Source organism: Actinokineospora lacus (genome assembly GCF_053813445.1).
This window is the reverse complement of the sequence record NZ_JBQERA010000011.1, coordinates 216,176-240,754: the sequence shown is the minus strand read 5'-3', so window position 1 is coordinate 240,754 and position 24,579 is coordinate 216,176. Positions and strand designations below refer to the sequence as shown.

26 protein-coding genes are annotated in these 24,579 nt (G+C 73.7%); 5 read left to right on the top strand and 21 right to left on the bottom strand.

The window, feature by feature from the left end:
- Positions 1 to 4: 4 nt before the first annotated feature.
- A complete protein-coding gene (locus ACTG9Q_RS25845; protein ID WP_455575487.1) occupies positions 5 to 589 on the bottom strand; it encodes a helix-turn-helix domain-containing protein in 585 nt (194 codons plus the stop codon).
- Between the two features lie 82 nt (positions 590 to 671).
- Between ACTG9Q_RS25845 and ACTG9Q_RS25840 the strand changes: the two genes are divergently transcribed.
- Positions 672 to 1,934 (top strand): condensation domain-containing protein, encoded by a 1,263-nt coding sequence (locus ACTG9Q_RS25840; protein WP_455575486.1) that lies wholly within the window; start codon positions 672 to 674, stop codon positions 1,932 to 1,934.
- Here the strand turns inward: ACTG9Q_RS25840 and ACTG9Q_RS25835 are convergent.
- From ACTG9Q_RS25835 to ACTG9Q_RS25800, 8 genes are all read right to left on the bottom strand, one after another.
- Entirely contained in the window at positions 1,894 to 2,880 is a 987-nt protein-coding gene (locus ACTG9Q_RS25835; RefSeq protein ID WP_455575485.1) for an alpha-ketoacid dehydrogenase subunit beta, read from the bottom strand. The two genes, ACTG9Q_RS25840 and ACTG9Q_RS25835, sit on opposite strands and share 41 nt — an antisense overlap.
- A 10-nt stretch (positions 2,881 to 2,890) precedes the next feature.
- Positions 2,891 to 3,850 (bottom strand): thiamine pyrophosphate-dependent dehydrogenase E1 component subunit alpha, encoded by a 960-nt coding sequence (locus ACTG9Q_RS25830; protein WP_455575484.1) that lies wholly within the window; start codon positions 3,848 to 3,850, stop codon positions 2,891 to 2,893.
- Positions 3,843 to 4,658 carry a hypothetical protein gene (locus tag ACTG9Q_RS25825; RefSeq protein ID WP_455575483.1) on the bottom strand — a complete coding sequence of 272 codons (816 nt, stop codon included), beginning with the start codon at positions 4,656 to 4,658 and terminating at the stop codon, positions 3,843 to 3,845. Before ACTG9Q_RS25825 ends, ACTG9Q_RS25830 begins: the two co-directional genes overlap by 8 nt.
- A gap of 62 nt (positions 4,659 to 4,720) precedes the next feature.
- A complete protein-coding gene (locus ACTG9Q_RS25820; protein WP_455575482.1) occupies positions 4,721 to 5,368 on the bottom strand; it encodes a 4'-phosphopantetheinyl transferase family protein in 648 nt (215 codons plus the stop codon).
- Positions 5,368 to 6,111, bottom strand: a complete 744-nt coding sequence (locus ACTG9Q_RS25815; protein ID WP_455575481.1) for a hypothetical protein — start codon at positions 6,109 to 6,111, stop codon at positions 5,368 to 5,370. The genes ACTG9Q_RS25820 and ACTG9Q_RS25815 overlap by 1 nt, the downstream gene beginning before the upstream one ends.
- Entirely contained in the window at positions 6,108 to 6,383 is a 276-nt protein-coding gene (locus ACTG9Q_RS25810) for a phosphopantetheine-binding protein (RefSeq protein WP_455575480.1), read from the bottom strand. Before ACTG9Q_RS25810 ends, ACTG9Q_RS25815 begins: the two co-directional genes overlap by 4 nt.
- A 36-nt stretch (positions 6,384 to 6,419) precedes the next feature.
- Complete coding sequence (locus ACTG9Q_RS25805; protein WP_455575479.1) at positions 6,420 to 7,346, bottom strand: 3-oxoacyl-[acyl-carrier-protein] synthase III C-terminal domain-containing protein; 927 nt, start codon at positions 7,344 to 7,346, stop codon at positions 6,420 to 6,422.
- Positions 7,343 to 8,686 (bottom strand): condensation domain-containing protein, encoded by a 1,344-nt coding sequence (locus ACTG9Q_RS25800; RefSeq protein WP_455575478.1) that lies wholly within the window; start codon positions 8,684 to 8,686, stop codon positions 7,343 to 7,345. Before ACTG9Q_RS25800 ends, ACTG9Q_RS25805 begins: the two co-directional genes overlap by 4 nt.
- Positions 8,687 to 8,888: 202 nt before the next feature.
- On the opposite strand from ACTG9Q_RS25800, the gene ACTG9Q_RS25795 reads away from it, so the two are divergent.
- The 3 genes from ACTG9Q_RS25795 to ACTG9Q_RS25785 are packed head-to-tail and all read left to right on the top strand — an operon-like array spanning position 8,889 to position 11,788.
- Complete coding sequence (locus tag ACTG9Q_RS25795; protein ID WP_455575477.1) at positions 8,889 to 10,061, top strand: glycosyltransferase; 1,173 nt, start codon at positions 8,889 to 8,891, stop codon at positions 10,059 to 10,061.
- Positions 10,058 to 11,011 carry an ATP-binding cassette domain-containing protein gene (locus tag ACTG9Q_RS25790; RefSeq protein ID WP_455575476.1) on the top strand — a complete coding sequence of 318 codons (954 nt, stop codon included), beginning with the start codon at positions 10,058 to 10,060 and terminating at the stop codon, positions 11,009 to 11,011. Before ACTG9Q_RS25795 ends, ACTG9Q_RS25790 begins: the two co-directional genes overlap by 4 nt.
- Before the next feature lie 12 nt (positions 11,012 to 11,023).
- Positions 11,024 to 11,788, top strand: a complete 765-nt coding sequence (locus ACTG9Q_RS25785; protein ID WP_455575475.1) for an ABC transporter permease — start codon at positions 11,024 to 11,026, stop codon at positions 11,786 to 11,788.
- Between the two features lie 51 nt (positions 11,789 to 11,839).
- Here ACTG9Q_RS25785 and ACTG9Q_RS25780 read toward each other — a convergent pair whose 3' ends face one another.
- The 10 genes from ACTG9Q_RS25780 to ACTG9Q_RS25735 are packed head-to-tail and all read right to left on the bottom strand — an operon-like array spanning position 11,840 to position 20,829.
- Complete coding sequence (locus tag ACTG9Q_RS25780; RefSeq protein WP_455575474.1) at positions 11,840 to 12,601, bottom strand: class I SAM-dependent methyltransferase; 762 nt, start codon at positions 12,599 to 12,601, stop codon at positions 11,840 to 11,842.
- On the bottom strand, positions 12,602 to 13,507 hold the full coding sequence (locus ACTG9Q_RS25775) for a phytanoyl-CoA dioxygenase family protein (protein ID WP_455575473.1): 906 nt from the start codon (positions 13,505 to 13,507) through the stop codon (positions 12,602 to 12,604). It abuts the gene before it with no gap.
- Positions 13,504 to 14,517, bottom strand: a complete 1,014-nt coding sequence (hppD, locus tag ACTG9Q_RS25770) for a 4-hydroxyphenylpyruvate dioxygenase (RefSeq protein ID WP_455575472.1) — start codon at positions 14,515 to 14,517, stop codon at positions 13,504 to 13,506. The genes ACTG9Q_RS25775 and hppD overlap by 4 nt, the downstream gene beginning before the upstream one ends.
- The gene (locus ACTG9Q_RS25765) at positions 14,517 to 15,779 is read right to left on the bottom strand and encodes a beta-ketoacyl-[acyl-carrier-protein] synthase family protein (protein ID WP_455575471.1); all 1,263 of its coding nucleotides are present in this window, start codon (positions 15,777 to 15,779) and stop codon (positions 14,517 to 14,519) included. The genes hppD and ACTG9Q_RS25765 overlap by 1 nt, the downstream gene beginning before the upstream one ends.
- The gene (locus ACTG9Q_RS25760) at positions 15,776 to 17,371 is read right to left on the bottom strand and encodes a class I adenylate-forming enzyme family protein (RefSeq protein WP_455575470.1); all 1,596 of its coding nucleotides are present in this window, start codon (positions 17,369 to 17,371) and stop codon (positions 15,776 to 15,778) included. Before ACTG9Q_RS25760 ends, ACTG9Q_RS25765 begins: the two co-directional genes overlap by 4 nt.
- Positions 17,368 to 17,961, bottom strand: a complete 594-nt coding sequence (locus ACTG9Q_RS25755; RefSeq protein WP_455575469.1) for a hypothetical protein — start codon at positions 17,959 to 17,961, stop codon at positions 17,368 to 17,370. Before ACTG9Q_RS25755 ends, ACTG9Q_RS25760 begins: the two co-directional genes overlap by 4 nt.
- Positions 17,958 to 18,995 (bottom strand): beta-ketoacyl-[acyl-carrier-protein] synthase family protein, encoded by a 1,038-nt coding sequence (locus tag ACTG9Q_RS25750; protein ID WP_455575468.1) that lies wholly within the window; start codon positions 18,993 to 18,995, stop codon positions 17,958 to 17,960. Before ACTG9Q_RS25750 ends, ACTG9Q_RS25755 begins: the two co-directional genes overlap by 4 nt.
- Positions 18,988 to 19,221, bottom strand: a complete 234-nt coding sequence (locus ACTG9Q_RS25745; RefSeq protein WP_455575467.1) for a hypothetical protein — start codon at positions 19,219 to 19,221, stop codon at positions 18,988 to 18,990. The genes ACTG9Q_RS25750 and ACTG9Q_RS25745 overlap by 8 nt, the downstream gene beginning before the upstream one ends.
- Before the next feature lies 1 nt (position 19,222).
- Entirely contained in the window at positions 19,223 to 19,477 is a 255-nt protein-coding gene (locus ACTG9Q_RS25740; RefSeq protein ID WP_455575466.1) for a phosphopantetheine-binding protein, read from the bottom strand.
- A complete protein-coding gene (locus ACTG9Q_RS25735; RefSeq protein WP_455575465.1) occupies positions 19,474 to 20,829 on the bottom strand; it encodes a class I adenylate-forming enzyme family protein in 1,356 nt (451 codons plus the stop codon). The genes ACTG9Q_RS25740 and ACTG9Q_RS25735 overlap by 4 nt, the downstream gene beginning before the upstream one ends.
- A 309-nt stretch (positions 20,830 to 21,138) precedes the next feature.
- On the opposite strand from ACTG9Q_RS25735, the gene ACTG9Q_RS25730 reads away from it, so the two are divergent.
- Entirely contained in the window at positions 21,139 to 22,212 is a 1,074-nt protein-coding gene (locus ACTG9Q_RS25730; protein ID WP_455575464.1) for an alpha-hydroxy acid oxidase, read from the top strand.
- On the opposite strand, the gene ACTG9Q_RS25725 is transcribed toward ACTG9Q_RS25730, so the two are convergent.
- On the bottom strand, positions 22,190 to 23,455 hold the full coding sequence (locus ACTG9Q_RS25725; RefSeq protein WP_455575463.1) for an aminotransferase-like domain-containing protein: 1,266 nt from the start codon (positions 23,453 to 23,455) through the stop codon (positions 22,190 to 22,192). The genes ACTG9Q_RS25730 and ACTG9Q_RS25725 overlap by 23 nt on opposite strands.
- Positions 23,452 to 24,378: an alpha/beta hydrolase gene (locus tag ACTG9Q_RS25720; protein ID WP_455575462.1), complete on the bottom strand. Its 927-nt coding sequence runs from the start codon at positions 24,376 to 24,378 to the stop codon at positions 23,452 to 23,454. Before ACTG9Q_RS25720 ends, ACTG9Q_RS25725 begins: the two co-directional genes overlap by 4 nt.
- Positions 24,379 to 24,579: the final 201 nt, after the last annotated feature.

Below are 24,579 nucleotides of genomic sequence, written 5' to 3'. Positions count from 1 at the left end.
GCGGTCAACCCCCGCAGGACCCGTTGGGGGGCGTGGCGTCGGCCGGGTACTCCAGCAGCAGCACCGAGGCCACCGGGCCGCCGACCGTCTCGTACACGTGCGGGCTCTGCGCCGGGAAGCAGACGTAGTCCCCCGGGCCGAGTTCATAGGGGTCATCCGGCGGGCCGACGCGCAGGGTCCCGGAGATCACCAGCACGTGCTCGCGACCGGGGTGCCCGGCCGAGCGCTGCACCTGGCCGGGGCGCACGCGCTGGTCGTAGACCTCCACGACGGTGTCGGTCAGGTCCAGGCGCCGCAGCATCCGCAGGTCGACGGCGTTGCTGCTGAGCACGTCGAGGTCGGCGGAGCGCACCAGCACCACGTCCGGGTCGGTCCGCTCGGTGAGCAGGTCCGACACCGGCACGCCAAGAGCGTTCGACAAACTGAACACCGTCTCGATGGTCGGGTTGCCCGCGCCGGTCTCCAGCTGCGACAGCGTGCCCTTGGCGATGTCCGAGCGCCGGGCCAGCTCCGACAGCGACAGCCCCGCCCGCTCGCGCAGCACCCGCAGGTTCGCCGCCAGCACCTGTCCCGCCTGACCCCGATCCACCGTCGACCCTCCTCCCACCCGCGGCGAGGCTACCGCTGTCTGGAGTCTTGCCCGCCGGTCCCCGGGCGGCGAGTGTTGGCGGGTGCGGGTGACGTTCAGCGGTGCCGGTTCCGGGAGCGGGCCGGTCTCCTGGGGACAGCGCGAGGTGTGGGGCGCGGGCCAGGCTGGCCGGGCCATCACCCTCGGCGGGACCACCGGGCTGGCCGAGGGGACCACGGTCGCCGACGTCGCCGACGTGCTCGGCTACGTGCTCACGACCCACCCGTCCCTGCGGACGCGGTTCGAGACCACCGACGGCGCGCTGACCGGCCAGGAGGTGGCGGACGCCGGCGAGGTCGACCTGGCCGTCATCGACACCGACGGTGACGACCCCGAGACCACCGCGAGCGCGCTGGCGCGCCAGTACGACGTCGAGGGCTTCGACCCGGCCGAGGACCTGCCCGTGCGGATGGCCGTGGTGCGGCACCGGGGCAGGCCCACGCACGTCGTGGCCGTCTACAACCACCTGGCCCTCGACGCGTCCGGGTTGGACGCGCTCCTGTCCGACCTGGCGACCCGGCGCGGCGAGACCGGCACGACGCCGCTGGCCCAAGCCCGCTGGCAGTCCTCCCCCGCTGGCCGCGCGGCCAGCGACCGCGCGCTGCGGCACTGGGCCGCCCTGCTCCGCGAGATCCCGGCCCGCCGGTTCACCACGCACACGCCGGGCTACCGGCGCGCCGTCCTGTCCTCCCCGGCCGCCGACGCCGCGAGCCGGATCGTCGCGGCCCGGCTGGGCGCCGACTCCGGCTCGGTCCTGCTCGCCGCGTTCAGCGTCGCGGTCGCGCGGATGACCGGGCAGCCGCGAACGGTCCCGCGAGTGGTGGTGGGCAACCGGTTCCGCGGCGACCTGGCCTCCTCGGTCAGCGCGGTGAGCCAGTTCGGCCTGTGCGCGGTCGACACGGCCGCCGCGTTCCCCGAGGTCGTCTCCCGCGCGTGGCGCGCCTCGCTGTTCGCCTACAAGACCGCCTACCACGACCCGGTCCACCGCCGGGAGCTGATCGCCAGGACGAGCCGCGAGCGCGGCCGCCAGGTCCACCTCGACTGCCTCTACAACGACCGCCGCCGCGACCGGACCAGCCTGCCCTCCACAGTGGACCTCCGGGCGCTCGCCGAGCGCGGCGGGCTCCGGTGGGCGGACTGGCCCTTCGACCCGCCCGACGCCGAGTCCCTCTACCTCCACATCGATGACGGGCTCGACCTCACCCTCTGCGGCAGCCTCCCGGCCGATGACATGGAGACCTGCCTGCGCACGATCGAGCACCTGCTCATCGAGGCGGCCGGCCCGGGTGCTTCACCACCGTCCTGATCGCGGCCACCAGCTGCTCCCGGGTCGGCTGCAGGGCGGTGTCCAGCTCGGGGGCGGCGCCGACGATGGCGCCGTCGGGGCGGGTCACGCGCTTGGGCGGGGCGGTGAGGGGGAACTCCTCCGCGGCGGTGGCCAGGATCTCCGCGCCCAGGCCGCAGAAGCGGTTCGAGTCGTCGATGACGACCAGGCGGCCGGTGCGAGCGACGGACTCGGCCAGGCCGGACCAGTCGAAGGGGTACAGGGAGCGGGGGTCGAAGACCTCGACGGAGACCTCGTCGGCCAGCAGGTCGGCCACGGCGATGGCGTCGTGGACCAGGTGGCCGATGGCGACGACGGTGACGTCGGCGCCCGCGCGGTGGATTCGGCCGCTGCCCAGCGGGATCGGGGCCAGGTCGGCGTAGTCGACGTCCTCGCGGACGCCGAGCGAGGCGAGCGGGCCGAAGAACACCACCGGGTCGTCGTCGCGGATGGCGGTGGTCAGCAGGCCGTAGGCGTCGGTGGGGGTGGCGGGCAGGACCGTCTTGACGCCCATGTGGGCGAACATGCTGTAGGGCTGGTCGGAGTGCTGCGCGCCCCAGCCTGCGCGCCAGCCCGCCGCGGGCATCAGGTAGGTGACCGGGACACTGCGCTGGCCGCCGCTCATCAGCAGGAACTTGTTGGCCTGGTTGGTGATCTGCTCGAACACCAGCAGCAGCAGGAACGGGATCTGGAACTCGACGACCGGGCGGCGACCGGCCAGCGCGGCGCCGGTGGCGAAGTTGGTGAAGCCCTGCTCGGACAGCGGCATCTCCAGCACCCGGTCGGGGCCGAAGCGGTCGAGGAAGCCCGCGGTGACGTTGGTGAGGGCGAAGTTCATGTCCTCGCCGAGCACGAACACCGACTCGTCGCGGGCCATCTCGTCGCCGAGGGCCCGGTTGAGGGCCTTGAGGTAGGACAGCTTGGGCATCGGGTCCTCCTCACACCACGCCCGCGCGCGGGCGCAGGCCGGTGGCGTACATGTGGTCCATGGCGTCCAGCGGGCTGGGCTTGGGGCTCTCCACGGCGAAGCGGACCGCGGCGTCCAGCTCGGCCTCGACCTCCGCGTCGATCCGGCTCCGCTGCGCCGGGTCGACGCGCGCGGCCTGGATGTCGAGCGGGTCGCGCTCCTTCCAGGCGGCGACCTCGGCCGGGTCGCGGTATCTCAGGCGGGTCTTCAGCTCGAAGGTGTGGTGGCCGTGGTAGCGGTAGGTGCGCATCTCCAGCAGGGACGGCCCCTCCCCCGCGCGGGCCCGCGCGACGGCCGCCGACACGGCCTCCTGCACCACCTCGGCGTCCTGGCCGTCCACAGAGGATGACGGGATGCCGAACGCCTCACCCCGCCCGGTGATGGTGCCCGCGACGGCGGCGCCCACCGGCAGGGTGGTGGCGTAGCGGTTGTTCTCGCAGATGTAGACCACCGGCAGCCGCCACAGCCCGGCCAGGTTGAACCCCTCCAGCAGCGCGCCCTGGCTGACCGCGCCGTCGCCGAAGAAGCTCAGCACCACCGCCCCCGACCCGCGCAGCGCCCACGCCACGCCCGCGGCGATGGCCGCGCCGTGCCCGACGGTCCCGGTGGCGTTGTAGACGTTCGCCGAGAAGTCCGACGGGTGGAAGGAGCCGCCGCGCCCGGCGTCGACGCCGGTGACCCGGCCCGCCATCTCGGCCAGCACCCTGGCCGGGTCGCAGCCCTTGGCCAGCAGGTGGCCGTGGCCGCGGTGGCTGGAGAACACCACGTCGTCGGGTCCCAGGCAGGCGCAGGCCCCGGCCGAGACCGCCTCCTGCCCGATGCACGGGTGGATGCCGCTGACGATCTCCCCGGAGGCCACCAGGTCGATGGCGCGCTCCTCGAAGCGGCGGATGAACCGGATCACCCGGTACAGCGCCGTGCTGTCAGCCACGGCCCTCACCTCCCATCGCGGCGACCACATCCGCCCCGTGGCGCCAGATCAGCGCCATCGCCAGCCGTTCCAGTCCGAACGCGACACACGCGGTGTGGCCCGCCGCGCCGTCGGCGGTGAAGCCGAAGACGTCGCCGAAGTGCTCCTTGTGGTAGTTGGCCGAGGCCACCGCCTGCACCACCCCGTCGGCCACCGGCACCCGGAACTCCAGCTTGAGCTCCTGCTGGCGCTGCGCGGCCTGGTAGAACTTCTTGGTCGGCCCGAAGAACGGGTCGTCGGCCACCTCGACGGACGGGTCCAGCCCGAGGCCGGTGAGCCAGTCGGTGACGCGGTTGAGCCAGGCGGCCCGCCACTTCAGGCAGTGCTCCTCATCGCCCGCGGTCACCAACTCCAGCATCCGGAACGACCGGAGCCTGCCCGGCTCGCTGGTCGCCTCCTGCCGGAAGCAGGTCGCCTCGACGCCCACCTTCACCGGCACCGCCAGGTCCGTCCCGGCGATGGTGGCGTACACGGGGTAGCAGGCGGCGGGCAGCAGGACCAGGTCGCCGATGCGCTGGTCGGTGTGCCACTGCCCGCCCTCCACGGCCAGCGGTGACAGGCGCGCCCATTCTCGCGGGGTGCCCTGGAAGCCGTGCACGGTGCCGAGCAGCTGCGGGAAGGTCCGCGCGTAGCCCGCCCGCTCGATGGTGGACCGCGCGATCACCGGCGGGATCGCCAGCCGGTGGAATCCCTCGTCCTCGGCCAGGCCCGCCACCCCGGCCCTGATCAGCCCGACGACCCGCTCGAACTCCGCCGGGTAGAGGTACACACCGGGGGCTCCAGTAGGAATCGGCGCTGGGGGGATCGCTGTTGGGGGGATCTGTGGCTCGCTCACGGCATCTCCTCTGGCCAGCGGTGCTCGCGCACGTGGAAGTCTTCGGGGCCCGCGAGCGCGACGGCGGCGGCGTAGCCCGGCGGGGCGGGCACATCGCGGACCCGGTATCGGCCCTCCGGCCGGTGGACGACCGGGTCGAGCACCGGGACGGCCAGCCCGGGGAACAGCCGGCCGCCCGCGGCCTTGACGCAGGCTTCCTTGCGGGCGAACAGCCGGGTGTAGCGCTCCCGGTCGTCCCCGACGTGGCGCGCCTCGGCCGCGGGGAAGAACCGCCGCGCCACCCGGGCCGGGTCGGCGACGCTGAGCTCCTGCAGGTCGACGCCCACCGCGTGGCTGGGCGTGCACGCTACGAGCGCCCGGCCCGCCGAGCGCGACAGGCTCACCCGGACCCGGCCCACCTCGGGCTTGCCGTGCCTGCCGACGCGCCAGCGCACCTCGGCGGGCTCGACCCCGAGCGCCCGGGCGGCGACAGCGCGGGCGACGCCGTGGGCGGCGACGAATTCCGCCCGGCGCGCCGGGTCGAGGGCGGCGGCCCGGCGGCGCTCCTCGGCGTCCAGGGTGTCGTCCAGCGAGGAAATCGCCGGGTCCGCCAGCCACGGTTCGACCAGCCAGATGTCCACCACCCGCGTACCCATGGGGGCCATCACGCCACCTCCAGGAACGACACGCACAGGTAGCCGAGGGACGGCTCGTAGTCCGCCACCGCGACCGGACCGGTGCGCGTCGACTGGGACAGCTCCCACCACGGCCCGGTATAGGGCTGCCCTGCCTCGGCCACCACCGCGTGCCCCGGCACGTGCCCGGCCAGGGCGGCGCCCGCGATGACCGCCGGGTGCCCGGCCAGCGCCGCCCCCACGGCCTCCGGCGTCGCCTGGGTGTGCTGGCGGACCTCCACGGCCTGCTCGGATGCCTCCAGCCGCAGGACGACGGCGGTGTGCCGGTCCGGGACCGGGGCGGGCACCCGGGGCTCGTAGTGCAGCGCGGACTGCTCGACGACGACCAGCAGCGCCCGCGCCGGGGCGTACGCCTGGATCAGGCGCAGCGCGGTGAACGGCGCCGCCCGGCCCTGGTCGCACACCGCGAACGCCATCGGCCGCCCGGGGCAGCGGTCGCTGAGGTAGCACGCCGTGGCCCGGCCGAGGCGCAGGTCGTGCATGGCGTAGGCGAGCACCAGCAGGTCCACCGGCTCGTCCGGCCCGACCACCGAGGGCAGCAGCGCCTCGGCCATCTCGCCGAAGGAGTGCCCCGCGCCCTCGGCGGGCAGGTCCTCGCGCAGCGGGTTGCCGTACGGGCGCGTCAAGTCGGCCAGGAACGGCCGCAGCGCCGGGTCGAGGGCGCTCGGCGAGGTCTCGGCGAACACCCGGCCGACCGCGGCGGCCAGCCTCACTCGTCGGCCACCGTGTGGGTGGCGATGTAGTCGGCGAGCGTGCCGACGGACTCCAGGTCGGACTGGTCGATCTCCTCGACGTCGATCTGGATGTCCAGGCGGTCCTCCAGCTCCAGCAGCAGCTCCAGGGTGCCTGCCGAGCTCAGGCCCAGCTCGGCGAACAGCTTCGTGTCCGGCGTCGGCGGGGGCAGCTCGCGCTTGAGCACCCCCGGCAGCAGGGCGCCGATGCCCGCCATCACCTGAGCGCGCAGGTCGGACTCCGTCGTCTGCATGTGACCGTCCCTTCCATACCGAAACCCGAGAAGCCGTCAGTGCTGGAACACCATGGCGGAGAAGGTGGCGCCGAGGCCCGCGGCGCCGATCAGGTACGGCTCGCCCGGGTGCAGCAGGCCGCGCTCCAGCGCGGTGCGGTAGTTGAGGAACGGGTCGGCGGCGAAGCAGTGGCCGGTGACCGGCACGTTGTCCAGCACCACCCGCTCGACCGGGTAGCCGATCAGCTTGCACACCCGGCGCCAGGACACCGCGTTCACGTTGTGCGGCAGCAGGACCGGAATGTCCTCAAGGGACAGACCGGCCTGCGACACCGCGGACAGCAGCACGCCCGCGAGCAGTTCGGGGTACTCCTTCTGGAACCGCAGCGCCAGCTCGCGGTCGATCGCGGGCCTGCCGTCGAAGTCGCCGCGCGTGTCCACCGCGTAGGACAGCAGCCGGTCGCGGGCCCCGTGCGCGCTGACCAGGGCCGCGCCCGACGCCTCGCCGAAGACCGCGGTCTCGGGCACCAGCCGGGCGTCCGGGGTGAAGGTCTTCTCCCCCGCCAGCACGAGGCCGAGCGCGTCCGGGTCGGGATCGGCCGCGAGCAGCCTGCCCACCGCGTCGATGGCGAGCAGCCCGCCCGCGCAGGCGTGGTGGGTGATGGTGAAGGCCAGCGCGTGGCCGAGGCCGATCTTGTGGCACAGCTCGTGCAGCGGGTTCTCGGGGTAGGGCACGGAGACCGGCATGCTGCGGGCGTGGACGACGTAGCGGACGCGGTGCTCGCGGCCGCGCAGCTCGGCCAGCCCGGCGGTCGCGGCGAGCAGCAGGTCCAGCGGGGAGCCGCCGGGGTCGAGGCGCACCTCGGCGAGGCCGTGGAAGCGGCGGAACAGCCGCACCTGCCGGTCGGTCAGGCCCAGTGGCAGGTCCTCCAGCGGCACGGCCAGCGGGGGCACGTGCGCGGCCACCGCCGAGAGCGCGGTCATGCCAGGACACCGGTGCGCGCGGCCGGGTCGAGCGCCGCCTCCACCAGGACCGCCTCGATCTCCGTGGCCAGCCCCACCAGGGCCTTCGGCGCGGCCCGGTGGGTGTCGACGGTCAGGGTGAACCGCAGCGCGTCGGCATCGTCGTCGACGTTGAGGTACAGCAGCGGGCTGTCGACGTCGGTCCACGAGACCCACTCGTGCCGCGCGCGGGCCCGCGCGGCGGTGATCTCCTCGGGGCCCGCGGTGTCGGTGAAGACCTCGGTGCGGCCGGGCGGGCGGCGGTCGTTGAAGTAGCTGTCGAGTTCGACGCCGTCGGGCAGGTCGGCCTTGACGGCCTTGACCATCGCCGCGCGCCGGTTCGGGTCGTAGTAGGCGTACTTGTAGGTGATCATGGTGGCCCGCTTGGCCCGCCGGACCGCCTCGTCGAAGGGCAGGTCGGCGACGTCGACCATGAGCGGGCAGGTCTGGGCCAGCGTGCACACCGAGTTCACCAGGGACTGGCGGAACCGGTTGTTGACCGCCATCTGCAGCACGACCGGGTTGGGGCCGATCGTGCGGGCCAGCGCCACCGCGTAGCCCGCCAGCAGGACCGGGGAGGTGTCGATGCCGACGCGGGTGGCGATCACCCGCGTCGCCAGCAGCGAGGCGGGCGAGGTGAACCTGAGCGAGCCCCACCGGGGCTCGCGCTTGTCGTCGGACTCGCCGTCGACGCAGCGGGGCGACGCCGTGCGCAGGACGCGTTCCCAGTAGCGCAGGACCGCCTCGGTCTGGCGGTCGGCCGCGGGCGTGCTCTCCTTCGCGGCCAGCTCCAGCGGCTGCATGGCGGCGGGCGGGCCGGTCGCGTCCATATTGGACAGGTCGGCGACGAGCGCGTCCAGGCCGTGCGCGTCGATGGCGAGGTGGCTGTAGACCGCGACGGAGTGGGTGGGCGCGCCGTCGGCGACCACGACCGCCATCCGGACCGGCCACTCCCCCGCCGGGTCGAACGAGGTGCCCTGGTACTCCCGCTTGACCCGCTCGGCGACCTCGGCCGGGTCCTCCCCGGCCGCGTCGATGACCGCCAGCCCGATCTCGCCGGAGTCGTGGACCTGTTGGCGGGGCTCGCCCGCGGGGTCGTCGAACAGCAGTCGGGTGCGCAGCGACTGGTGGCGGCCCATGACGTGGCGCAGCACCGCGACCGCGTGCTCCAGCGTCGTGCCGGGCGCGAGCGGCACGATCCCGGCGAGGGTGGGCGGGGTGCCGGTCAGGGCGACCACGCGCCACACCGTGCGCTGGCCCCAGGTCAGCGGGCCGACCCCGCTGCCCGCTCCGGTGAAATCGACGAGGATCGTGTCCACCATGCGCTCTCCCCGCCGGACAAATGCGTTGCCTGTCGCATTCTTGGCAGCCCCGACTGGTCATGTCAACGGCGAGGGGGAAGATGCCGGTGCGGCCATTCGGCGGTGATGGGAAAATAGATGGTGACTGCGCTCGGCAGGCGCGGTAGGTTGCCGACGAGTCACTTATGAAAGGGCTCGCCGTGACACTATTCGAGCGGACCCGATGAGCCGCTTCCTGTTCGTCGTCCCGCCGCTGGCCGGACACGTCAACCCGGCCCTGGGCGTGGCCCAGGCGCTGGACGGGCACGACGTGGCCTGGTGCGGCCCCGAGCTGCACCTGCGACCGCTGCTGGGCCAGGACGCCACGGTGTACCCGACAGGCTCGCGCCTGTTCCGCCCGCAGGCCGGGCACGGGCCGGCCGCGGTCAAGACCGTGTGGGAGCGGTTCATCGTGCCCTTCACCCGGTTCAGCCTGCCCGCCGTCGAGCGGGCGGTGCGCGACTTCCGCCCCGACGTCCTGGTGGTCGACCAGCAGTGCCCCGCGGGCGCCATCGTCGCGCACCGCCACGGCCTGCCCTGGGCGACGCTGGCCGCCACCACGATGGAGCTGGGCGCCCCGCTGCCGGAGCTGGAACCCTGGTTCACCGCCCACCTGAGCGCGCTGTGGACCGGCGCCGGGATGCCCGAGTCCGAGTTCGTCGACCTGCGCTTCTCCCCGTACCTGGTCATCGCCGCGACCAGCCGCGCGCTGACCGGCCCGATGCCGCTGCCCGAGCACTTCGCCCTCCTCGGGCCGCTGCTCGCCGACCGCCCCGGCCAGCCGGACTTCCCCTGGGAGTGGCTGTCGGAGGACCAGGACCACGTGCTGGTCTCGGTCGGCACGCTGGCCGACGACGTCGCGGGCGGCTTCCTGCACGCCGCGCTGGACGCGCTGGCCCCGCTGGGGGGCAGGCTCAAGGCCGTCATCGCCGCCCAGCCGGACGCGCTGCCGACGCCGCCGCCGCACGTGCTGGTCACGCCCCGCGTGCCGCTGCTGCACCTGCTGCCGCACCTCGACGCCGTCCTCACCCACGGCGGCCTCAACACGGTGTGCGAGTCGCTGGCGCACGGCGTGCCCCTCGTCGTCGCCCCCATCCGCCACGACCAGCCGATCAACGCCGCCCACGTCGTCGCGGCCGGGGCGGGGGTGCGGGTCGACTTCACCACCGCCGACGCCGGCGAGCTGCGCGCGGCCCTGACCACCGTCCTGGACGAGCCGTCCTACGGCGCGGCCGCGCGCCGCGTCCGCGACGACTTCGCCGCCGCCGGTGGCGCGCGCGCCGCCGCGGCACACCTGGGCCGACTGGCCGCCGCCCCGGCGTGGGCCGCGGCCCGCGAGAGCAGGAGCACGACATGATCGAGACGACCGACCTGCGCAAGACGTTCACCGTGGGCAAGGGCCGCAAGGCGCGCACGGTCGACGCGGTGCGCGGGGTCGACCTGTCGGTGGCCGAGGGCGAGATCTTCGGCTTCCTCGGCCCCAACGGCGCGGGCAAGACCACCACGCTGCGGATGCTCTGCACGCTGCTGGAACCCGACAGCGGCCACGCCGTCATCGCCGGTGCCGACCTGCTCCGCGACGCCGCGGGGGTGCGCACCCGGGTCGGCTACGTCGCCCAGGGCGGCACCACGACCGACGGGGTCTCCCCCCGCGAGGAGCTGGTCCTGCAGGCCAGGATGTACGGCATCCACAAGGCCGAGGCGATCACCCGCACCGAGGCCGCGCTGCGCGCCTTCGAGCTGGCCGACTTCGCCGACCGCCCCTGCCGCACCCTCTCGGGCGGGCAGCGCAGGCGGGTGGACATCGCCATGGGCATCATCCACCGGCCCAGGGTGATGTTCCTGGACGAGCCCACCACCGGCCTGGACCCGCAGTCCCGCGCGCACCTCTGGGACGAGGTGCGCAGGCTGCGCGACGAGGGCATGACCGTCTTCCTGACCACGCACTACCTCGACGAGGCCGACGCGCTCTGCGACCGGATCGCGATCATCGACCACGGCGAGATCGTCGCGGGCGGCACCTCGGCGGAGCTGAAGCACCAGGTGGCGGGCGACGTGGTGACCGTCGGGCTCAACGGCTCGGCCCCGCGCGCCGCCGCGCTCCTCGGCGGGCGCCCCTACGTGCGCAAGCTGGAGGTCAGCGGGGACGGGCTGCGCCTCTACGTCGACGACGGCGTCACCGCGATGCCGCAGATCCTGCGCGCCCTCGACGGCGAGGACATCGTCTTCGACGGCCTGGAGCTGCACCGCCCGAGCCTCGACGACGTGTTCCTCACCAAGACCGGCCGCTCGCTGCGCGAGAAGTAGTCAGGAGACCCCATGAAGCTCGCCCGCGACACCTGGCTGGTCTACCAGCGGCAGCTGCTGCTGGTGGCGCGCACCCCGTCGCGCCTGGTCATCGGGTTCGTCCAGCCGATCGCCTACCTGCTGCTGTTCGCCCCGCTGCTCAAGGCCGCGCTGGCCCCGGTCGGCGCGACCACCATGGCCGACGCCTACCGCGTCTACGTCCCCGGGCTGCTGGTCATCCTGGTCCTGCTCAGCGGCTTCTTCGCCGGGTTCGGCCTGCTCGGGGAGCTGAAGGCGGGGGTGATCGAGCGCTCGCGGGTCACCCCGATGAGCCGCTTCGCGCTCATCCTCGGCCGGGCGCTGTCGGAGGTCACCACGCTGATGGGCCAGGCGGTGGTGATCACGGTGGTGGCGATCCCGATGGGCCTGAGCGTGCACCCCGGCTGGCTGCTGGTGGCCTACGCGATCCTGGCCGTGATGGCGCTGATGTCCTGCGCGGTGTCCTACGGCCTCGCCCTGCTCGTGCCGAACCCCGCCGCGCTCGGCCCGATGATCAACAGCGTGTCGCAGCCGCTCGCCCTGCTCTCCGGGGTGCTGCTGCCGCTGACCCTGGCCCCGCAGTGGCTGGTGTCGATCGCCCAGTGGAACCCGATCTACTGGACGACCAACGGCACCCGCGCGCTGTTCACCGGCTCGCCCGGGGACGCGGTGGTGTGGCAGGGGACGCTGATAATCGTCGTGCTCGCCGTCGCGGCGGTCGTGTGGTCGTCGCGGCTATTCGCGAGGCAGGTCCGGTGAATGCGCGCGGGAATTGCCCGACCGGGCTCCGGTCGGGCAATTCCCGCGTATTCAGTCCGCGATGGCCTCCACATAGATGGTCTCGTCATTGCGAATTGTCTGGTCGAGCGCGGCGACGTCTGATCTCGCGCCTTCCCGATACGCGCGCGTGGTGATGGCCCCGGCGCGGAACCCGGCTTCGGTCAGGGCGTGGGCCAGCTCGTCGGCGTCGTAGATCCAGCGGTGGCCGTAGAGGTAGAAGATCTGGTTGAGCATGAACGCCCGGCGCTCGGGCATCGGCGGGGCGACATCGCCCAGCGCCATCCGCACGCGGCGGCGGTGCTTGGCGTAGAACCGGCTGTCCTCGGCGTAGCCCGCGATGTAGGCGGCCAGGTCGGGCGTGGTCAGCCGGAGCAGGCCGCCGGGGGCGAGCACCCTGCGCACCTCGCGCAGCCAGCCGATGCCCTCGGCCAGGTTCACGTGCTCCACGAGGTGCTCGGCGTAGACCCAGTCCAGCGCGCCGTCGGCGATGGGCAGCGGCGCGCAGACGTTCATCTGAGTGAAGTGCGCGCCGCCGTCGACCCGGTACAGCCTGCCCGGCTCCGTCGACCCGGTGGGGCCGCGCAGGCCCACCAGGTCGCTGCCGAGCCCGGCGGGGTGCGACGTGCGGAACGCGGCGAACTCCACGCCGGTGATGCCGAGCCCGGCCAGCGCCTCGCGGGTCAGCGGGAACTCCGCGGGCACCTCCTCAAGCTCGCCGCACTCCGCCAGGCCCTCGGTGAAGGCGTCCATCCTGGCCGACAGCGCCGCGGGGTCCGCCCAGTCCCAGTCCACTCAGGACCTCCAGAGGACCGGGCAGTAGTCCGGGTCGGTGTAGTCGGGCAGCCCGTCGGCGTCGCGGCGGACCAGGACGTCGTGGTTGTAGCCGACCGGGGTGCCGTCGGGCTTGCGGTACGGGCGGTGCCGGTTCGCGCCGTCCTGCAGGTGCATCGACAGCGCCCGGCGCGGGACGTCGGCCAGGTTGGGCCCGCTGCCGTGGTAAGTCTTGCAGTGGTGGAAGCTCATGTGCCCCTTGGGGATCAGCATGGGCACCTTGCGCACCTCGGCGCCGTTGTGCGCGGCGTTGGCCGAGAGCAGCCGCTCCAGCTCGTCGCGGTCGCGGTGGGCGAAGTGGCGGGTGGAGTCGTCGCCGGGCAGCTCGGCCCACCGGTGGCTGCCGTCGACCATGGTGATGGTGCCGAAGCGCTCGTCGCAGTCGTGGAACGGGATGAACGCGGTGAGCATGTCCTCGGAGGTGCAGTTCTGCCAGTAGTGGCGGTCCATGTGCCAGGGCACCCGGTTGCTCGGCTCGTCCGGGCGCGGCGGCTTGTAGATCAGGGTGCACTGCCAGACGCGGATCTCCTCGGCCTGGGCCAGGCGGGCGGCCACGGCGCCGATCAGCGGCTTGCGCAGGATCGCGGCGATCTCGTCGTTCTCGTAGTGCACGTAGTCGTTGTGGCGCTGGACATCGCCGTCCTCCGGGGTCCAGTAGGCGAGGTTCGGCGGGCGCACGGGCAGCGTCCGGTCCGTGTGACCGGCGTAGAAGCGCTCGGTCGCCTCGACGAGGGCGTCCACCTCGTCGTCGGTGAACAGCTTGCGGGTCAGGTACCAGCCGTCGCGGGCGTACTCGGCGACCTCGGCGTCGGTCGGCAGCAGCGCCCGCTCCGCCGCGGTCAGGTCGAAGGTCAGCTCAGTGGTCATCGGGCTCCTCCTGCGGGCAGCGCCGCGCGGGCCTGCTCGCGTTCGACGGCTCGGTAGAGCGCCTTGATGTTGGCGCTGCCGAAGGTCAGCGCGCCCATGCGCTCGATCACCTCGAAGAACAGCGTGCGCCGCGGGTGGGTGGTCTGGGTGAAGATCTGGAACAGCTCGCCCTCGCTGTCGCGGTCGACCAGGATGTTCAGCTCGCGCAGCTGCTCCACCGGCACGCCCGCGCTCTCCAGTTCCTCGTAGTAGGCGGCCGGGGTGGCCAGGAACCGCACACCGCGCTCGGCCAGGGTGCGCACCGCCGTGGCGATGTCGTCGGTGCGGAAGGCCAGGTGCTGCACGCCCGGACCGGAGTGCGCGGCCAGGAACGCGTCGATCTGGCCGGGTTCGGCGGTCGCGTCCGGTTCGAGCAGGGTCACGGTGACCTCGCGGGAGGCGCTCTGCACCACCTTGGAGTTCATCGCCTGCCCGCCGACGACGATGCGCTCCTCGAAGATCTCCGTGAACCCCAGCACCTTCTCGTAGTAGGCGACCGTCGGGACCAGCTCGCCCGGCGGGACGCACGCGGCCACGTGGTCGACGGCCACCAGCAGGTCCAGCGGCGCCCCGCCTGCCACGGCCGGGCCCACCCGCTCCAGCAGCGCCCCAGGGCGGACGAACTCGTGCGCCACGTCGCCGAACCCGCGGATGCGGCCCGGTCCGACGACGGCGGCGCCGCGGCGCTCGGCCTCGGCGAAGGCCGCCACCGGGTTGTCGGTGGCCAGGGCGATCATGGCCAGGCCGTCGCCGTGGCGGTCGACGTAGCCGGTCGCGGGGTGGTCCGGGGCGCGGCCCTCGGTGAGCAGGATCAGGACGCGGCCCTGGCCCACCAGCACCGAGCGGCTGTCCGGCCGCTCGGGCAGGGCGCCCAGCGCCCGGAACCCGTACTCGGCGCACAGCTGGGCTGCCACGCCGTCGGCGTCGGCGACGTGGAACTCGACGTGATCGATGTCGTGTACGCGCATCATCAACCTCTGCTGTGCTGGAAGCGGGCCAGTCGGGTGGACGCGGGGCCGATCAGCAGGCTCACGTTGTGGCCGCCGAAGGCGAAGGTGTTGGTGAGCGCGGCGCGGACGGTGGTGGCGCGGGCGCCGCCGCGGACGTGGTCGAGGGCGCACCCCGGGTCGGGGTCGTCCAGGTTGTGGGTGGGCGGCAGCACCCCGGTGGCGACCGACAGCGCGGTCGCGGCCGCCTCCACCGCGCCGGAGGCGCCGAGCATGTGCCCGGTCAGCGCCTTGATGGAGCTGACGGCCGGGCCGCCGTCGGCGCCGAACACCGCGCGGATGGCCGTCGCCTCGGCGGCGTCACCGAGCTTGGTCGAGGTGCCGTGGGCGTTGACGTAGTCCACATCGGACGGGACGAGCCCGCCGTCGGCGATGGCGCGGCGCATGACCGCGGCGGCGCCGGAGCCGTCCGGGCGCGGTGTCGTCGGGTGGTGGGCGTCGGTGGTGACGCCCCAACCGAGCAGCTCGGCGTAGGCGGGGACGCCGCGGGCGTCGGCGTGCGCGGTCCGCTCGACGACGAAGACCCCCGCGCCCTCGCCGAGCACGAACCCGTTGCGGCCCGCGTCGAAGGGCCTGCTCGCCGCCGCGGGGTCGGCGAACCCCCTGGCCAGCGCCCAGGCGTTGGCGAAGGCGCCCGCGACGGTCGGGTGCAGGGCGGTGTCGCTGCCGCCGCAGACGACGACGTCGGCCTCGCCCGCGCGGATCAGCCGCACCGCCTCGGCGATGGACTGCGCGCCCGCCGCGCACGCGGTGGCGATGCAGGAGCTGTAGCCGCGGAAGCCGTGCTTGATGGCGATGCGGGCGGCCGCCATGTTGGCCAGCATCCCGGGCAGCAGGTACGGGCTTACCTGTTTGCCGCCGCGCCTGGCCGCGGCGTGGTTCTCGTAGGTCTCCAGGCCCGCGCCGCCGGTGGACACCACGACCGCGACCCGCTCGGGGTCGGCGTCGGCGGTGGTGAGCCGGGCGTCGGCGATGGCGTCGTCGGCCGCGGCCATGGCCAGGAGCACGAACCGGTCGACCCCGCGGGCCTCCCTGGCGGGCAGCACCTCGCTCGCGGCGATGTCCGGGGCGATCCCGGCCGCGGCGAGCACCCCGGCGAGCGGGTGGCCCTCCGGTGGCGCGGACAGGCCGGTGCGGCCCGTGCGCAGCGCGTCGAACACGTCATCGGGTTTGCGCCCGACCGGGGTGACCAGGCCGATCCCGGTGATCGCCGCGGTGGCCCTCATGGCCGCCGCGCCTGTGCGCGCAAGGCGACCTTGCGGACCTTGCCGGTGGGCCCCAGCGGGAGGTGTTCGTCGTCGACGACCAGGATTTGGCGGACGGTGGCGGCGACGTCCGGGCCCAGCGCGGCGCGGATCGCGGCGTCGCGGTCGGCGGCCGGATCGGCGGCGGCGTCGAGCTGGAGCAGCACGTCGGTGGCCACCGCGCCGTCCACCCTGACCGCGACGACCGTGCAGTCGGCCACGTCGGGGCAGGCCATGAGCACGCGCTCCTCGGACATGGCGGTGTGGAGGCGTTTCCCGCCGCCGAGGTCGACGGTGTCGACGAGCCGGTCGACGTGGTAGTAGTAGCCCTCCTCGTCGCGGTAGACGAGGTCGCCGGTCAAGAAGTAGCCGCGCACGCGGGTCCGGTAGGTGGTGGCCGAGTCGTTCCAGTACCCCAGGGACAGGGTGGGCGACTTGGTGCCCAGCTCCCCCACGGTGTTCGGCGGGAGCTCGGCGCCGTCGGGGTCGAGGACGGCGGTCTCGGCGAAGGCGTGCGGCTTGCCGATGCAGCGGCCGTAGCGGCTGGTCTCGGTGGTGTGGGTGATGAAGAAGTGCGAGTGGCCCATCTCGCTGGAGCCCAAGCCGTCGATGAACGCCGAGCCGGGCCTGCGCCGCCTGCCCTCCCTGGTGGCGACCTCGCGGTAGCCCAGGGAGATCAGCCTGCGGATGTGCGCCTCGTGCGCGCAGTCGCCGGTGTTCCACCACAGCGACACCGAGTCGAGGTCCCGGCCGCGCAGGTCGGCGCGGGCCAAGTCCGACCAGGTCGCGGCGAAGCCCAGCACGGCGCTCGGGCGCCAGCTCTCGACGGCGTCGACGACGGACGTGCCGCTCTGCTTGGACAGGGCCAGCAGCTGGCTGTCGATGGACAGCGCCAGGTTGAGCGCGATGAGGGTGGCCGCGTGCGGGGCGGGCAGCGCGGAGAGGATGCGCTCGGTGCCCTGGGCCTTGGGCAGGCGCAGGCGGTGGCGGTTGGCGGCGTAGAGGCTCGCGTGGGAGTGCACGACGGCCTTGGGCACGCCGGTGGTGCCCGAGGAGTGGGTGATGGCCACCGGGTCGTCGCCGTGGAAGCGGTACGGGGCGGGCGCGTCGTCGGGGTCGGCGGCGCCGAGGGTCTCGATCGGGGCCAGCGCGGTCATCCCGTGGTCGGCGAGCGCGGCGCGGCGCTCGGCGTCGGCGAGGAACCCCACGGCGTTGAGGCGTCCGATGTAGAGGGCGGCGATGTCGGCGGGGACCTTGGCGTTGACGAGCGCCGGGATCGCGCCGATGCGGGCCAGGGCCAGGAAGGTGAGGATGTTGTCCGCGGCGCTGGTCGCGGTGAGGGCGACCGGGTCGCGCCTGCGGATGCCCAAGGCGTGCAGGGCAGCGGCGCGGGCGCGGACGCGCTCGTCGAGGACCCCGACGGTGAGGGCGGTCCACGCGGGGACGCCGTCGGTGTCGGTGTCGAAGGTGAACGCGGGCCGGTCCAGGCCGACGCCGCGCTCGACCAGCGTGGTCAGCACGTTCCCCGCGCCCACGGTGGGGTCCTTGGCCAGGTGGGCCCTGGTGTTCGTCATGCGGCTCCCATCGCGGTGACCAGCAGCGCGTGCGCGTGGTCGGTTTCCCCGGGTTCGGCGGCCAGGTCGGCGACGATGACCAGGACGGCGTCGAGGTCAGCGCCCATGCCCGCGCCCATGTCAGCGCCCATGTCGGCGTCGGCGGCCAGCAGGTCGGCGCACGCCAGCGCGTCGGCCAGCGGGTCGCCGGTGGGACTGGTGCACACCAGCGGGCCGACCAGCCCGTGCAGCGCCGCGATGTGGCCGAGCACGGCGTTCGGATTGGACTGGAAGAACAGCAGCGGCGGCACCCGCCTGCCCGCCGTGACCGCCTCGGTGATGGCGCGCGCGGTCGCGGTGTCACCCCGGGCGCTGGCGAGGACGATGCCGGTCCGCGGGGTCGGCGGGGCCAAGCCGAGGCACCGGCGGGCCACCTCGGCGACCATCGGGCTGAAGGCAGAGACGACGAAACCCGCGATCGGCGGGACTGTGTTGCCCACGTGCTCTGGGTTGCCCACGTGCCCTGGGGTGCCCGGGTGTTCTGGGGTGCCCGGGTGTTCTGGCCAGTGGGCCTCGGCGAGGACGGCCCGGCCGGTGACGGTGGTGGTCATGGGGCACCGACCAGCAGGGCGGTGTTGGCGCCGCCGAAAGCGGTGTTGACCGTCAGCGCGTGCCCGGAGGTGGTGGTCCTCGGGGTGAGCACGACGTCGAGCGCGCAGTCCGGGTCCTGGCCCAGGTAGCCCGCGTTCACCGGCAGGCGGCCCGACCGCAGGGCCAGGATGGTGACCACCAGTTCCACCAGGCCCGACGCCTCCAGGGTGTGGCCGTGGACGGACTTGGTGGAGCTGACCGGGACCGTGCCGAAGACGTGGCGCAGGGCGGCGGCCTCGGCGGCGTCGTTGTGCCCGGTCCCGGTGCCGTTGGCGTTGACGTAGCCGATGTCCTCCGGGGACAGCCCGGCCCGCGACAGCGCGGTGGAGATCGCGCCCGCCAGGCCGGAGCCGTCGGGGCGGGGGCGGACCACGTGGTAGGCGTCGCCGCGCCTGCCCCAGCCCGGCAGGCGCGCCACCACGGCCGCGCCCCGGGAGCGGGCGGCGGGCGCGGACTCGACCACCACGGCGGCCACGCCGTCCCCCAGGACCATGCCCTGCCTGCCCAGGCTGAACGGGCGGACGCGGCCGTCGCGGGCCAGCGCGCGCCCGGCGTCGAAGGTGGCGAACATGTCCGGCTCGACCAGGTACCCGGCGGCCACGGTGACGCGGTCGGCGCGGCCGAGGGCGACCATCGCGGCCGCGTCGGCGACGGCGGTGCTCGCCGCCACGCAGGCGCCGGTGTACGTGCGCGCCACGCGGGTGCGGAGGCGGCCCGCCACCGCATCGGCGACGGCGGCGTTGTCCGCGCCCGCGTGGGCGGCCAGCAGCAGGGGGGTGTCCGCGGGCGGTCCCGCCTCCTCGATCACGCCGATCAGCTCGTCCACAAGGGACGATGGGGCGGGCATCACCGACGCCTGGTCGGTGCGGTACCCGGCCGTGTCGAACCGGGTGAGCGGGCCGAACGCGGGAATGCCCGCGAACCCGTCGGCCACCAAGGCGCCCTCGGCGAAGCCGGTGCGCAGCGCGGCGCCGGTCACGACCACCTCAGGCACCGGCGGCCTCCGTGATCGCCGCCCGCAGGGCGCCGACCGCCCCGCTGACGGTGGTCATGGCGGCGAACACCTCGTCGGTCAGGTCGAGTTCCACGCCGTAGCGGCGCTCGACCTGGGCCAGCAGCCAGGTCAGCTCAAGGGAGTCCAGCCGCTCGCCGACCTCGCCGGGGTCGCGGTCGCCGTACTCGGCGAGCATCGACACCACGTCGGCGCGCTCGGGAAGCATCTCAGGTCGCCGGGGCGAGCCGCGCCGCCAAGGCGCCGGTGAACTCGTCCAGGGTCATCAGGGCCAGCGTCTCCATGTCGTCGTCGCCGAACTTGATGTGGTACTCGTCCTCGACCTGCACGGCGAGGTCGGCCAGGGCCAGCGACTCGAGGTCCAGGCCCGCGGGGCCCAGCTCAGTGTCGCCGGTGACCTCGCTGACGTCGTAGTTCATCTCGGCCAGCGCGCTGACCACGAACTCGCGGAGCCGCTCGTTCATCGCTCACCCTCCATCCGGTCCTCCCGCGCCCGCAGCACCGCCGCGTCGCGGACGATCTTCCCCGTGGCCGTCCTTGGCAGCGCCGCCATCGCGACGATCTCGCGCGGGCGCTTGAACGGCGCCAGCTCGACGGCGAGCGCGGCGGCCACGTCGTCCACTGTGGAATCCCCGTCGAGCGCCACGTACGCCCGGATGCCGCCGTCGAACAGCACGACGGCCTCGCGCACACCCGCCAGCCCGGCCAGGGTCTGCTCCACCTCGGTGAGGTCGACCTTCAGCCCGCCGAGGGAGACCTGGGAGTCCAGCCTGCCCAGGACGGTGAGCCGGGACCCCTCGACCCGGCCCGCGTCCCTGGTCGCCAGCCAGCCCTCGGCGAACCGCGTCGGGTCGGACAGGCCGAGGTACGGGGACTCGGCCAGCGAGATCCACAGCTCGCCGCCGTCCACCCTGGCCCGCAGCCCCTCGGTCAGCTCGACCGAGGGCCACAGCCCGCCCGAGAGGTCGGTCGCGATGACCCCGACCTCGGTCATCCCGTACATCGTGCCCAGCGGGACACCGAAGCGCTCCCGGAACCGCGGCGGCACCTCGGGCCGCACGAGTTCCCCCGCGACGATCATCCGGCGCAGCGCGGGAACCGGCCCCGCGGCGCCCGAGGTCAGCAGCTCGGCGTGGAACGGCACGCCGATGACGGTGGTCGGGGCGCCATCGCCGACCGCGGCCAGGACGCCCTCCGCGGTGAGCCGCCGCGGCAGCACCAGCTCGGCGCCGGTGTGCAGGGCGTTGAGGAGCCCGCCCACCAGGCCGAGGACGTGCACCATGGACGCCAGCAGCACCACCCGCTCCCCGCGGCGGGGGAACTCCGGCAGCCGGTCGTAGCGGGCCAGTTCGGCGACCAGGTCCTCGGCGGTGCGCGCGATCACCTTCGACGGGCCGGTCGACCCGGAACTGAACTGCACCAGCGCGTGCGCGGTGGTCGCGGGCGAGCCGCCGGGACGGGCGCGGAGTTCGGTGTCGACGTCGGCGTAGCCGCACAGCCGGTGGCCGCGCACCGCCGTCGCCTCCACGACGTACTGAGCGCCGACCCGCTCCAGCGCGCGGTCGACCTCGCGCTGGGTGAGGCGGTGGTCGAGCAGGCTCACCTGCGCGCCCAGCCGCCAGGCGGCCAAGAGGGTGCCGACATAGGCCAGAGAGGGCGGGACGCGCAATGCGATTGTGCCGCCCGGACCCAGACCGGCACTTTTCAGGAATTGTTCCCTCTCGGCCACCAGTCGACGCAGTCCCGCCCGGTCGACGAAATCGCCGAGACGCAGGCAGCGGTCCTGACCAGGGCCGTCGAGAAGGGCGTCGTCCACCCATTCCCCCACGCGCGGCGGGATCGCCGGACAGATTAGACCGGCATTGTTCATCGCAGACCACGACCTTGTTCGACCGGTCGACAGGGGACAGCTGATTCGGTATCCATGCTGGTAGGAGGGAACACTTACATACCGGCGCACACCAGTCAATGCCAGCCGAAAGGACTAGCAGGCGCTCGTACGGTCGCCCCATTACCAGCCCGTAGGGACCTTCTTTTTCCGCACGCGCACAATGGGTGCGATAATTTCCTCGGCCATCGAACGGAACCGCCGGTACGACCGAATGGACCAGCCAAGGTGAATGCAGTGCGAATCGACGACTTCGCCGCCGCGGCCGAAAGCGCTCTCCACCCCGCCGTGTGGGACTACATTGCTGGTGGCGCGGGCGCGGAATGGACGCTGCGGGCCAACCGGGCGGCCTTCGAGCGCCACACCCTGCGCCCCCGGGTGCTGGTCGACGTGTCCGGGTGCGACACCGGCACCACGCTGCTGGGCGCCGAGCTGGCCGCCCCCATCGGCGTCGCCCCCATGGCGTACCACCGCCTGGTCGCCCCGGACGGCGAGCTGGCCACCGCCGCGGGCGCGGCGGGCGCGCTGTTCGTCGTCAGCATGTTCGCCAGCACCGGCCTCGCCGAGATCGCCGCGGCGGCGAGGGGTCCACTGTGGATGCAGCTGTACTGGCTGCGCCGCCGCGACGTCCTGCTCGACCTGGTGGCCGCGGCGGAGGACGCGGGCTACGGCGCCCTGGTGCTGACCGTGGACGCGCCCACGGTCGCGCGCAGGCCGCGCGACATCGCCAACGGCTTCACCATCCCCGCCGACGTCCGCGCGGTCAACCTCGACACCTCGGTGATGGCCGCCAGCCACCAGGCCGAGGCGGGCACCTCGGCCATCGAGCGGCACTCCCGCGAGCAGTTCGACCAGACGATCACCTGGGCGGACCTGGCCTGGCTGCGGGAGCGGACCCGCCTTCCCCTGGTGCTCAAGGGAATCCTCACCGCCGAGGACGCCGAGGCCGCGCTCGCCCACGGGGTGGACGCGATCGTGGTCTCCAACCACGGCGGCCGCCAGCTCGACGGCGCGCCCGCCACCCTGGACGTGCTGGCGGAGATCGCCGACCAGGTCGCCGACCGCGTGCCGGTCGTGGTCGACGGCGGCGTGCGCACCGGGGCCGATGTCGTCAAGGCCCTCGCGCTGGGCGCCCGCGCGGTCCTCCTCGGACGGCCGGTGCTGTGGGGGCTGGCGCACTCCGGGGCCGACGGCGTCGCCGCGGTGCTCGGCCTGCTGCGCGCGGAACTGGCCGAGTGCCTGGCCCTCTGCGGCAGGCCGACCCTCGCCGACGTCGACCGCACCCTGCTCAGGCCGTCTCCGCCGCGATGAACCCCGCCAGCCGGGAAACACCCGCCACCAGCTGCCCGGCGTCCACGTAGCTGCACGACAGGCGCAGCTGGTCGGCGCCGCCGCCGTCGAGGTGGAACGCGCTCATCGGGGTCCACAGGACGCCGTGCTCGCGCGCGCAGCGCTCCAGGGCGGCCTCGTCCGCGGTGAACGGGACCGTCACCACCACGAAGAACCCGCCGCCGGGGGCGTTCCAGCGCACACCGCCGCCCGGCGGGAAGTGCCGGGCCAGCTCGGCGAGCAGGAGCCTCATGTTGGCGCGGTAGAAGGCGATGGTGCCTGCGTTGGCCGCGCGCAGCCTGCAGCCGGAGCGCAGCAGCAGCCCGCCGATGACCGCCTGGCTCAGCGACGGCGTGTTCACCGTCGTCATGCTCTTGACCTTGGCCAGCTCGTCGGCGAGGAGGTGGTCGCCGACCGGCTGGTCGGCCAGCACGTAGCCGAGGCGGGCGCCGGGGAAGCAGGTCTTGGCGAAGGAGCCGACGTGGATGACGGCCTGGCGGGTGTCCAGCGCCTTGAGGGTCGGGACGGTGACGTCCCCGGCGGTGAAGAACCCGTACGGGTTGTCCTCGATCACCAGGATGCCCTCGGCGGCGCAGGCGTCGAGCAGCCGCCGCCGCTCCCGCACCGCCATGCTCGCGCCGGAGGGGTTGGCGAAGTCCGGGACCACGTACAGCGCGCGCGGGCGCTTCCCGTCCGCGCGGACCGCGGCGGCCGCGGCGGCGACCCGGTCGGCCGAGGGGCCGAGCGGCCCTTCCGGCACCGGCACGGGCACGATGTCCAGCAGCCGGGCCGCGCCGGTGATGCCGACGTAGCACGGCGAACTCACCAGCAGCACGTCGTCCGGGCCGGTGAACAGGGCGCGCAGCACCAGGAGCAGGCCCTCCTGCGCGCCGACGGTGACCACCACCGCCTCGGGCGGGACGTGGATGTCCTCGTCGTTGGCGACGGTGCGGGCGATGAGGCCGTGGATCTGGCCGTTGGTGCGGCCGTACTGGAACAGCGCCGTCCGCTCAGCCGCGGCGTCCATCCCCTGGTCCTGGCGCAGGTGGTCCCGGTAGGTCTGGAGGTACTCGACGATCAGGTCCGGGTCGAACAGTCCCTCGTGGGGCCTGCCCGGGGCGAGGGAGATGGCGTCGGGGAAGCGGTGGGTGACCTCGTTGAGGAAGGTCATGGCCGACAGCAGCGGGTCGGCGAGGCTGTGGTGCAGGTCCGCCGGGTCGATCACCCGAGCGCCGCCCGCAGCCGGGCGGCGGCGTCGGCGACCGCCTGCCGGGCGGTGTCGACCGTGCCGAACATGGCGAAGAAGCCGTGCGCCATCCCGGGGTACCGGGTCAGCGCGGTGGGCACCCCGGCGGCGGCGAGGCGCTCGGCGTAGCGCTCGCCCTCGTCGCGCAGCGGGTCGAACTCGGCGGTCAGCACGGTGGCGGGCGGCAGGCCGGACAGGTCGGCCGCGCGCAGCGGGGAGGCCAGCGGGTCGGCGCCGTCGGCCGGGCAGGCCAGGTAGTTGTCCCAGTACCAGGCGACGGAGGTGCGGTTGAACAGGTACCGGTCGGTGTTCTCCCGCATCGACTCGGTGTCCGCGCCGTACTCGGTGTTCGGGTACACCAGCAGCTGGTGGGCCAGGGTCGGGCCGCTGTCGCGGGCCAGCAGGGTCACCGCCGCGGCGAGGTTGCCGCCCGCGCTGTCCCCGCCGACGGCGATGCGGCCGCCGTCGAGGTCCAGTTCGTCGGCGTGCTCCGCGATCCACCGCACGGCGGCGTGGCAGTCGTGCACGGCGGCGGGGAACTTGTGCTCGGGGGCGAGCCGGTAGCCGACGGACACGGTCGCGCAGCCCGCCGCGACGGCCAGCCGCCGGGCGATCGGGTCGGCGGTATCGATCGTGCCCAGGGTCCAGCCGCCGCCGAAGAAATAGACCAGCACCGGCAGCCTGCCGGTTGTCGGCCGGTGGATTCGAATGCGCAGGGCGCCACCGGGTCCGGGAATATCGCGCTCGGTCACCTCGGCGACCGGTTCCGGTGCGCCTGCTCCGTCCTGAATGGACTTCAGGTCCGCGGCCCGCGCCTCGGCCAGCGTCATCTCGTAGAGCGGGGTGGCCCGGTCGCGGACCCGTCGCTCACGCATCAGGCTGACCTGCGGATTCAGCGGCATCAGGGCTCCTGCTGTGCAGGACGTGGCTACGAGGTCCGTAGCCACGTCCGGTGGTGGATCAGACCTCTCGCACATCGCGGGCTTCGACGCTGCGCATGACGAATCACCTCCCGCCCTGGGTAAGGCAAAACCGATGGCGAGAGCATAAGCGCGTCCCCGAGAGAGCGTCGATACGCCAAAGGAACGAACACTTTCACGGCA

Excerpts from the sequence above, each read along its gene's own strand:
- ACTG9Q_RS25805 (WP_455575479.1), bottom strand. The coding sequence starts at position 7,346 with ATGACCGCGCTCTCGGCGGTGGCCGCGCACGTGCCCCCGCTGGCCGTG.
- ACTG9Q_RS25740 (WP_455575466.1), bottom strand. The coding sequence starts at position 19,477 with ATGAACGAGCGGCTCCGCGAGTTCGTGGTCAGCGCGCTGGCCGAGATG.
- hppD (WP_455575472.1), bottom strand. The coding sequence starts at position 14,517 with ATGATGCGCGTACACGACATCGATCACGTCGAGTTCCACGTCGCCGAC.
- ACTG9Q_RS25755 (WP_455575469.1), bottom strand. The coding sequence starts at position 17,961 with ATGACCACCACCGTCACCGGCCGGGCCGTCCTCGCCGAGGCCCACTGG.
- ACTG9Q_RS25790 (WP_455575476.1), top strand. The coding sequence starts at position 10,058 with ATGATCGAGACGACCGACCTGCGCAAGACGTTCACCGTGGGCAAGGGC.
- ACTG9Q_RS25775 (WP_455575473.1), bottom strand. The coding sequence starts at position 13,507 with ATGACCACTGAGCTGACCTTCGACCTGACCGCGGCGGAGCGGGCGCTG.
- ACTG9Q_RS25800 (WP_455575478.1), bottom strand. The coding sequence starts at position 8,686 with ATGGTGGACACGATCCTCGTCGATTTCACCGGAGCGGGCAGCGGGGTC.
- ACTG9Q_RS25810 (WP_455575480.1), bottom strand. The coding sequence starts at position 6,383 with ATGCAGACGACGGAGTCCGACCTGCGCGCTCAGGTGATGGCGGGCATC.
- ACTG9Q_RS25720 (WP_455575462.1), bottom strand. The coding sequence starts at position 24,378 with ATGCCGCTGAATCCGCAGGTCAGCCTGATGCGTGAGCGACGGGTCCGC.
- ACTG9Q_RS25765 (WP_455575471.1), bottom strand. The coding sequence starts at position 15,779 with ATGAGGGCCACCGCGGCGATCACCGGGATCGGCCTGGTCACCCCGGTC.
- ACTG9Q_RS25835 (WP_455575485.1), bottom strand. The coding sequence starts at position 2,880 with ATGCCCAAGCTGTCCTACCTCAAGGCCCTCAACCGGGCCCTCGGCGAC.
- ACTG9Q_RS25785 (WP_455575475.1), top strand. The coding sequence starts at position 11,024 with ATGAAGCTCGCCCGCGACACCTGGCTGGTCTACCAGCGGCAGCTGCTG.
- ACTG9Q_RS25795 (WP_455575477.1), top strand. The coding sequence starts at position 8,889 with ATGAGCCGCTTCCTGTTCGTCGTCCCGCCGCTGGCCGGACACGTCAAC.
- ACTG9Q_RS25760 (WP_455575470.1), bottom strand. The coding sequence starts at position 17,371 with ATGACGAACACCAGGGCCCACCTGGCCAAGGACCCCACCGTGGGCGCG.
- ACTG9Q_RS25745 (WP_455575467.1), bottom strand. The coding sequence starts at position 19,221 with ATGCTTCCCGAGCGCGCCGACGTGGTGTCGATGCTCGCCGAGTACGGC.
- ACTG9Q_RS25820 (WP_455575482.1), bottom strand. The coding sequence starts at position 5,368 with ATGGCCCCCATGGGTACGCGGGTGGTGGACATCTGGCTGGTCGAACCG.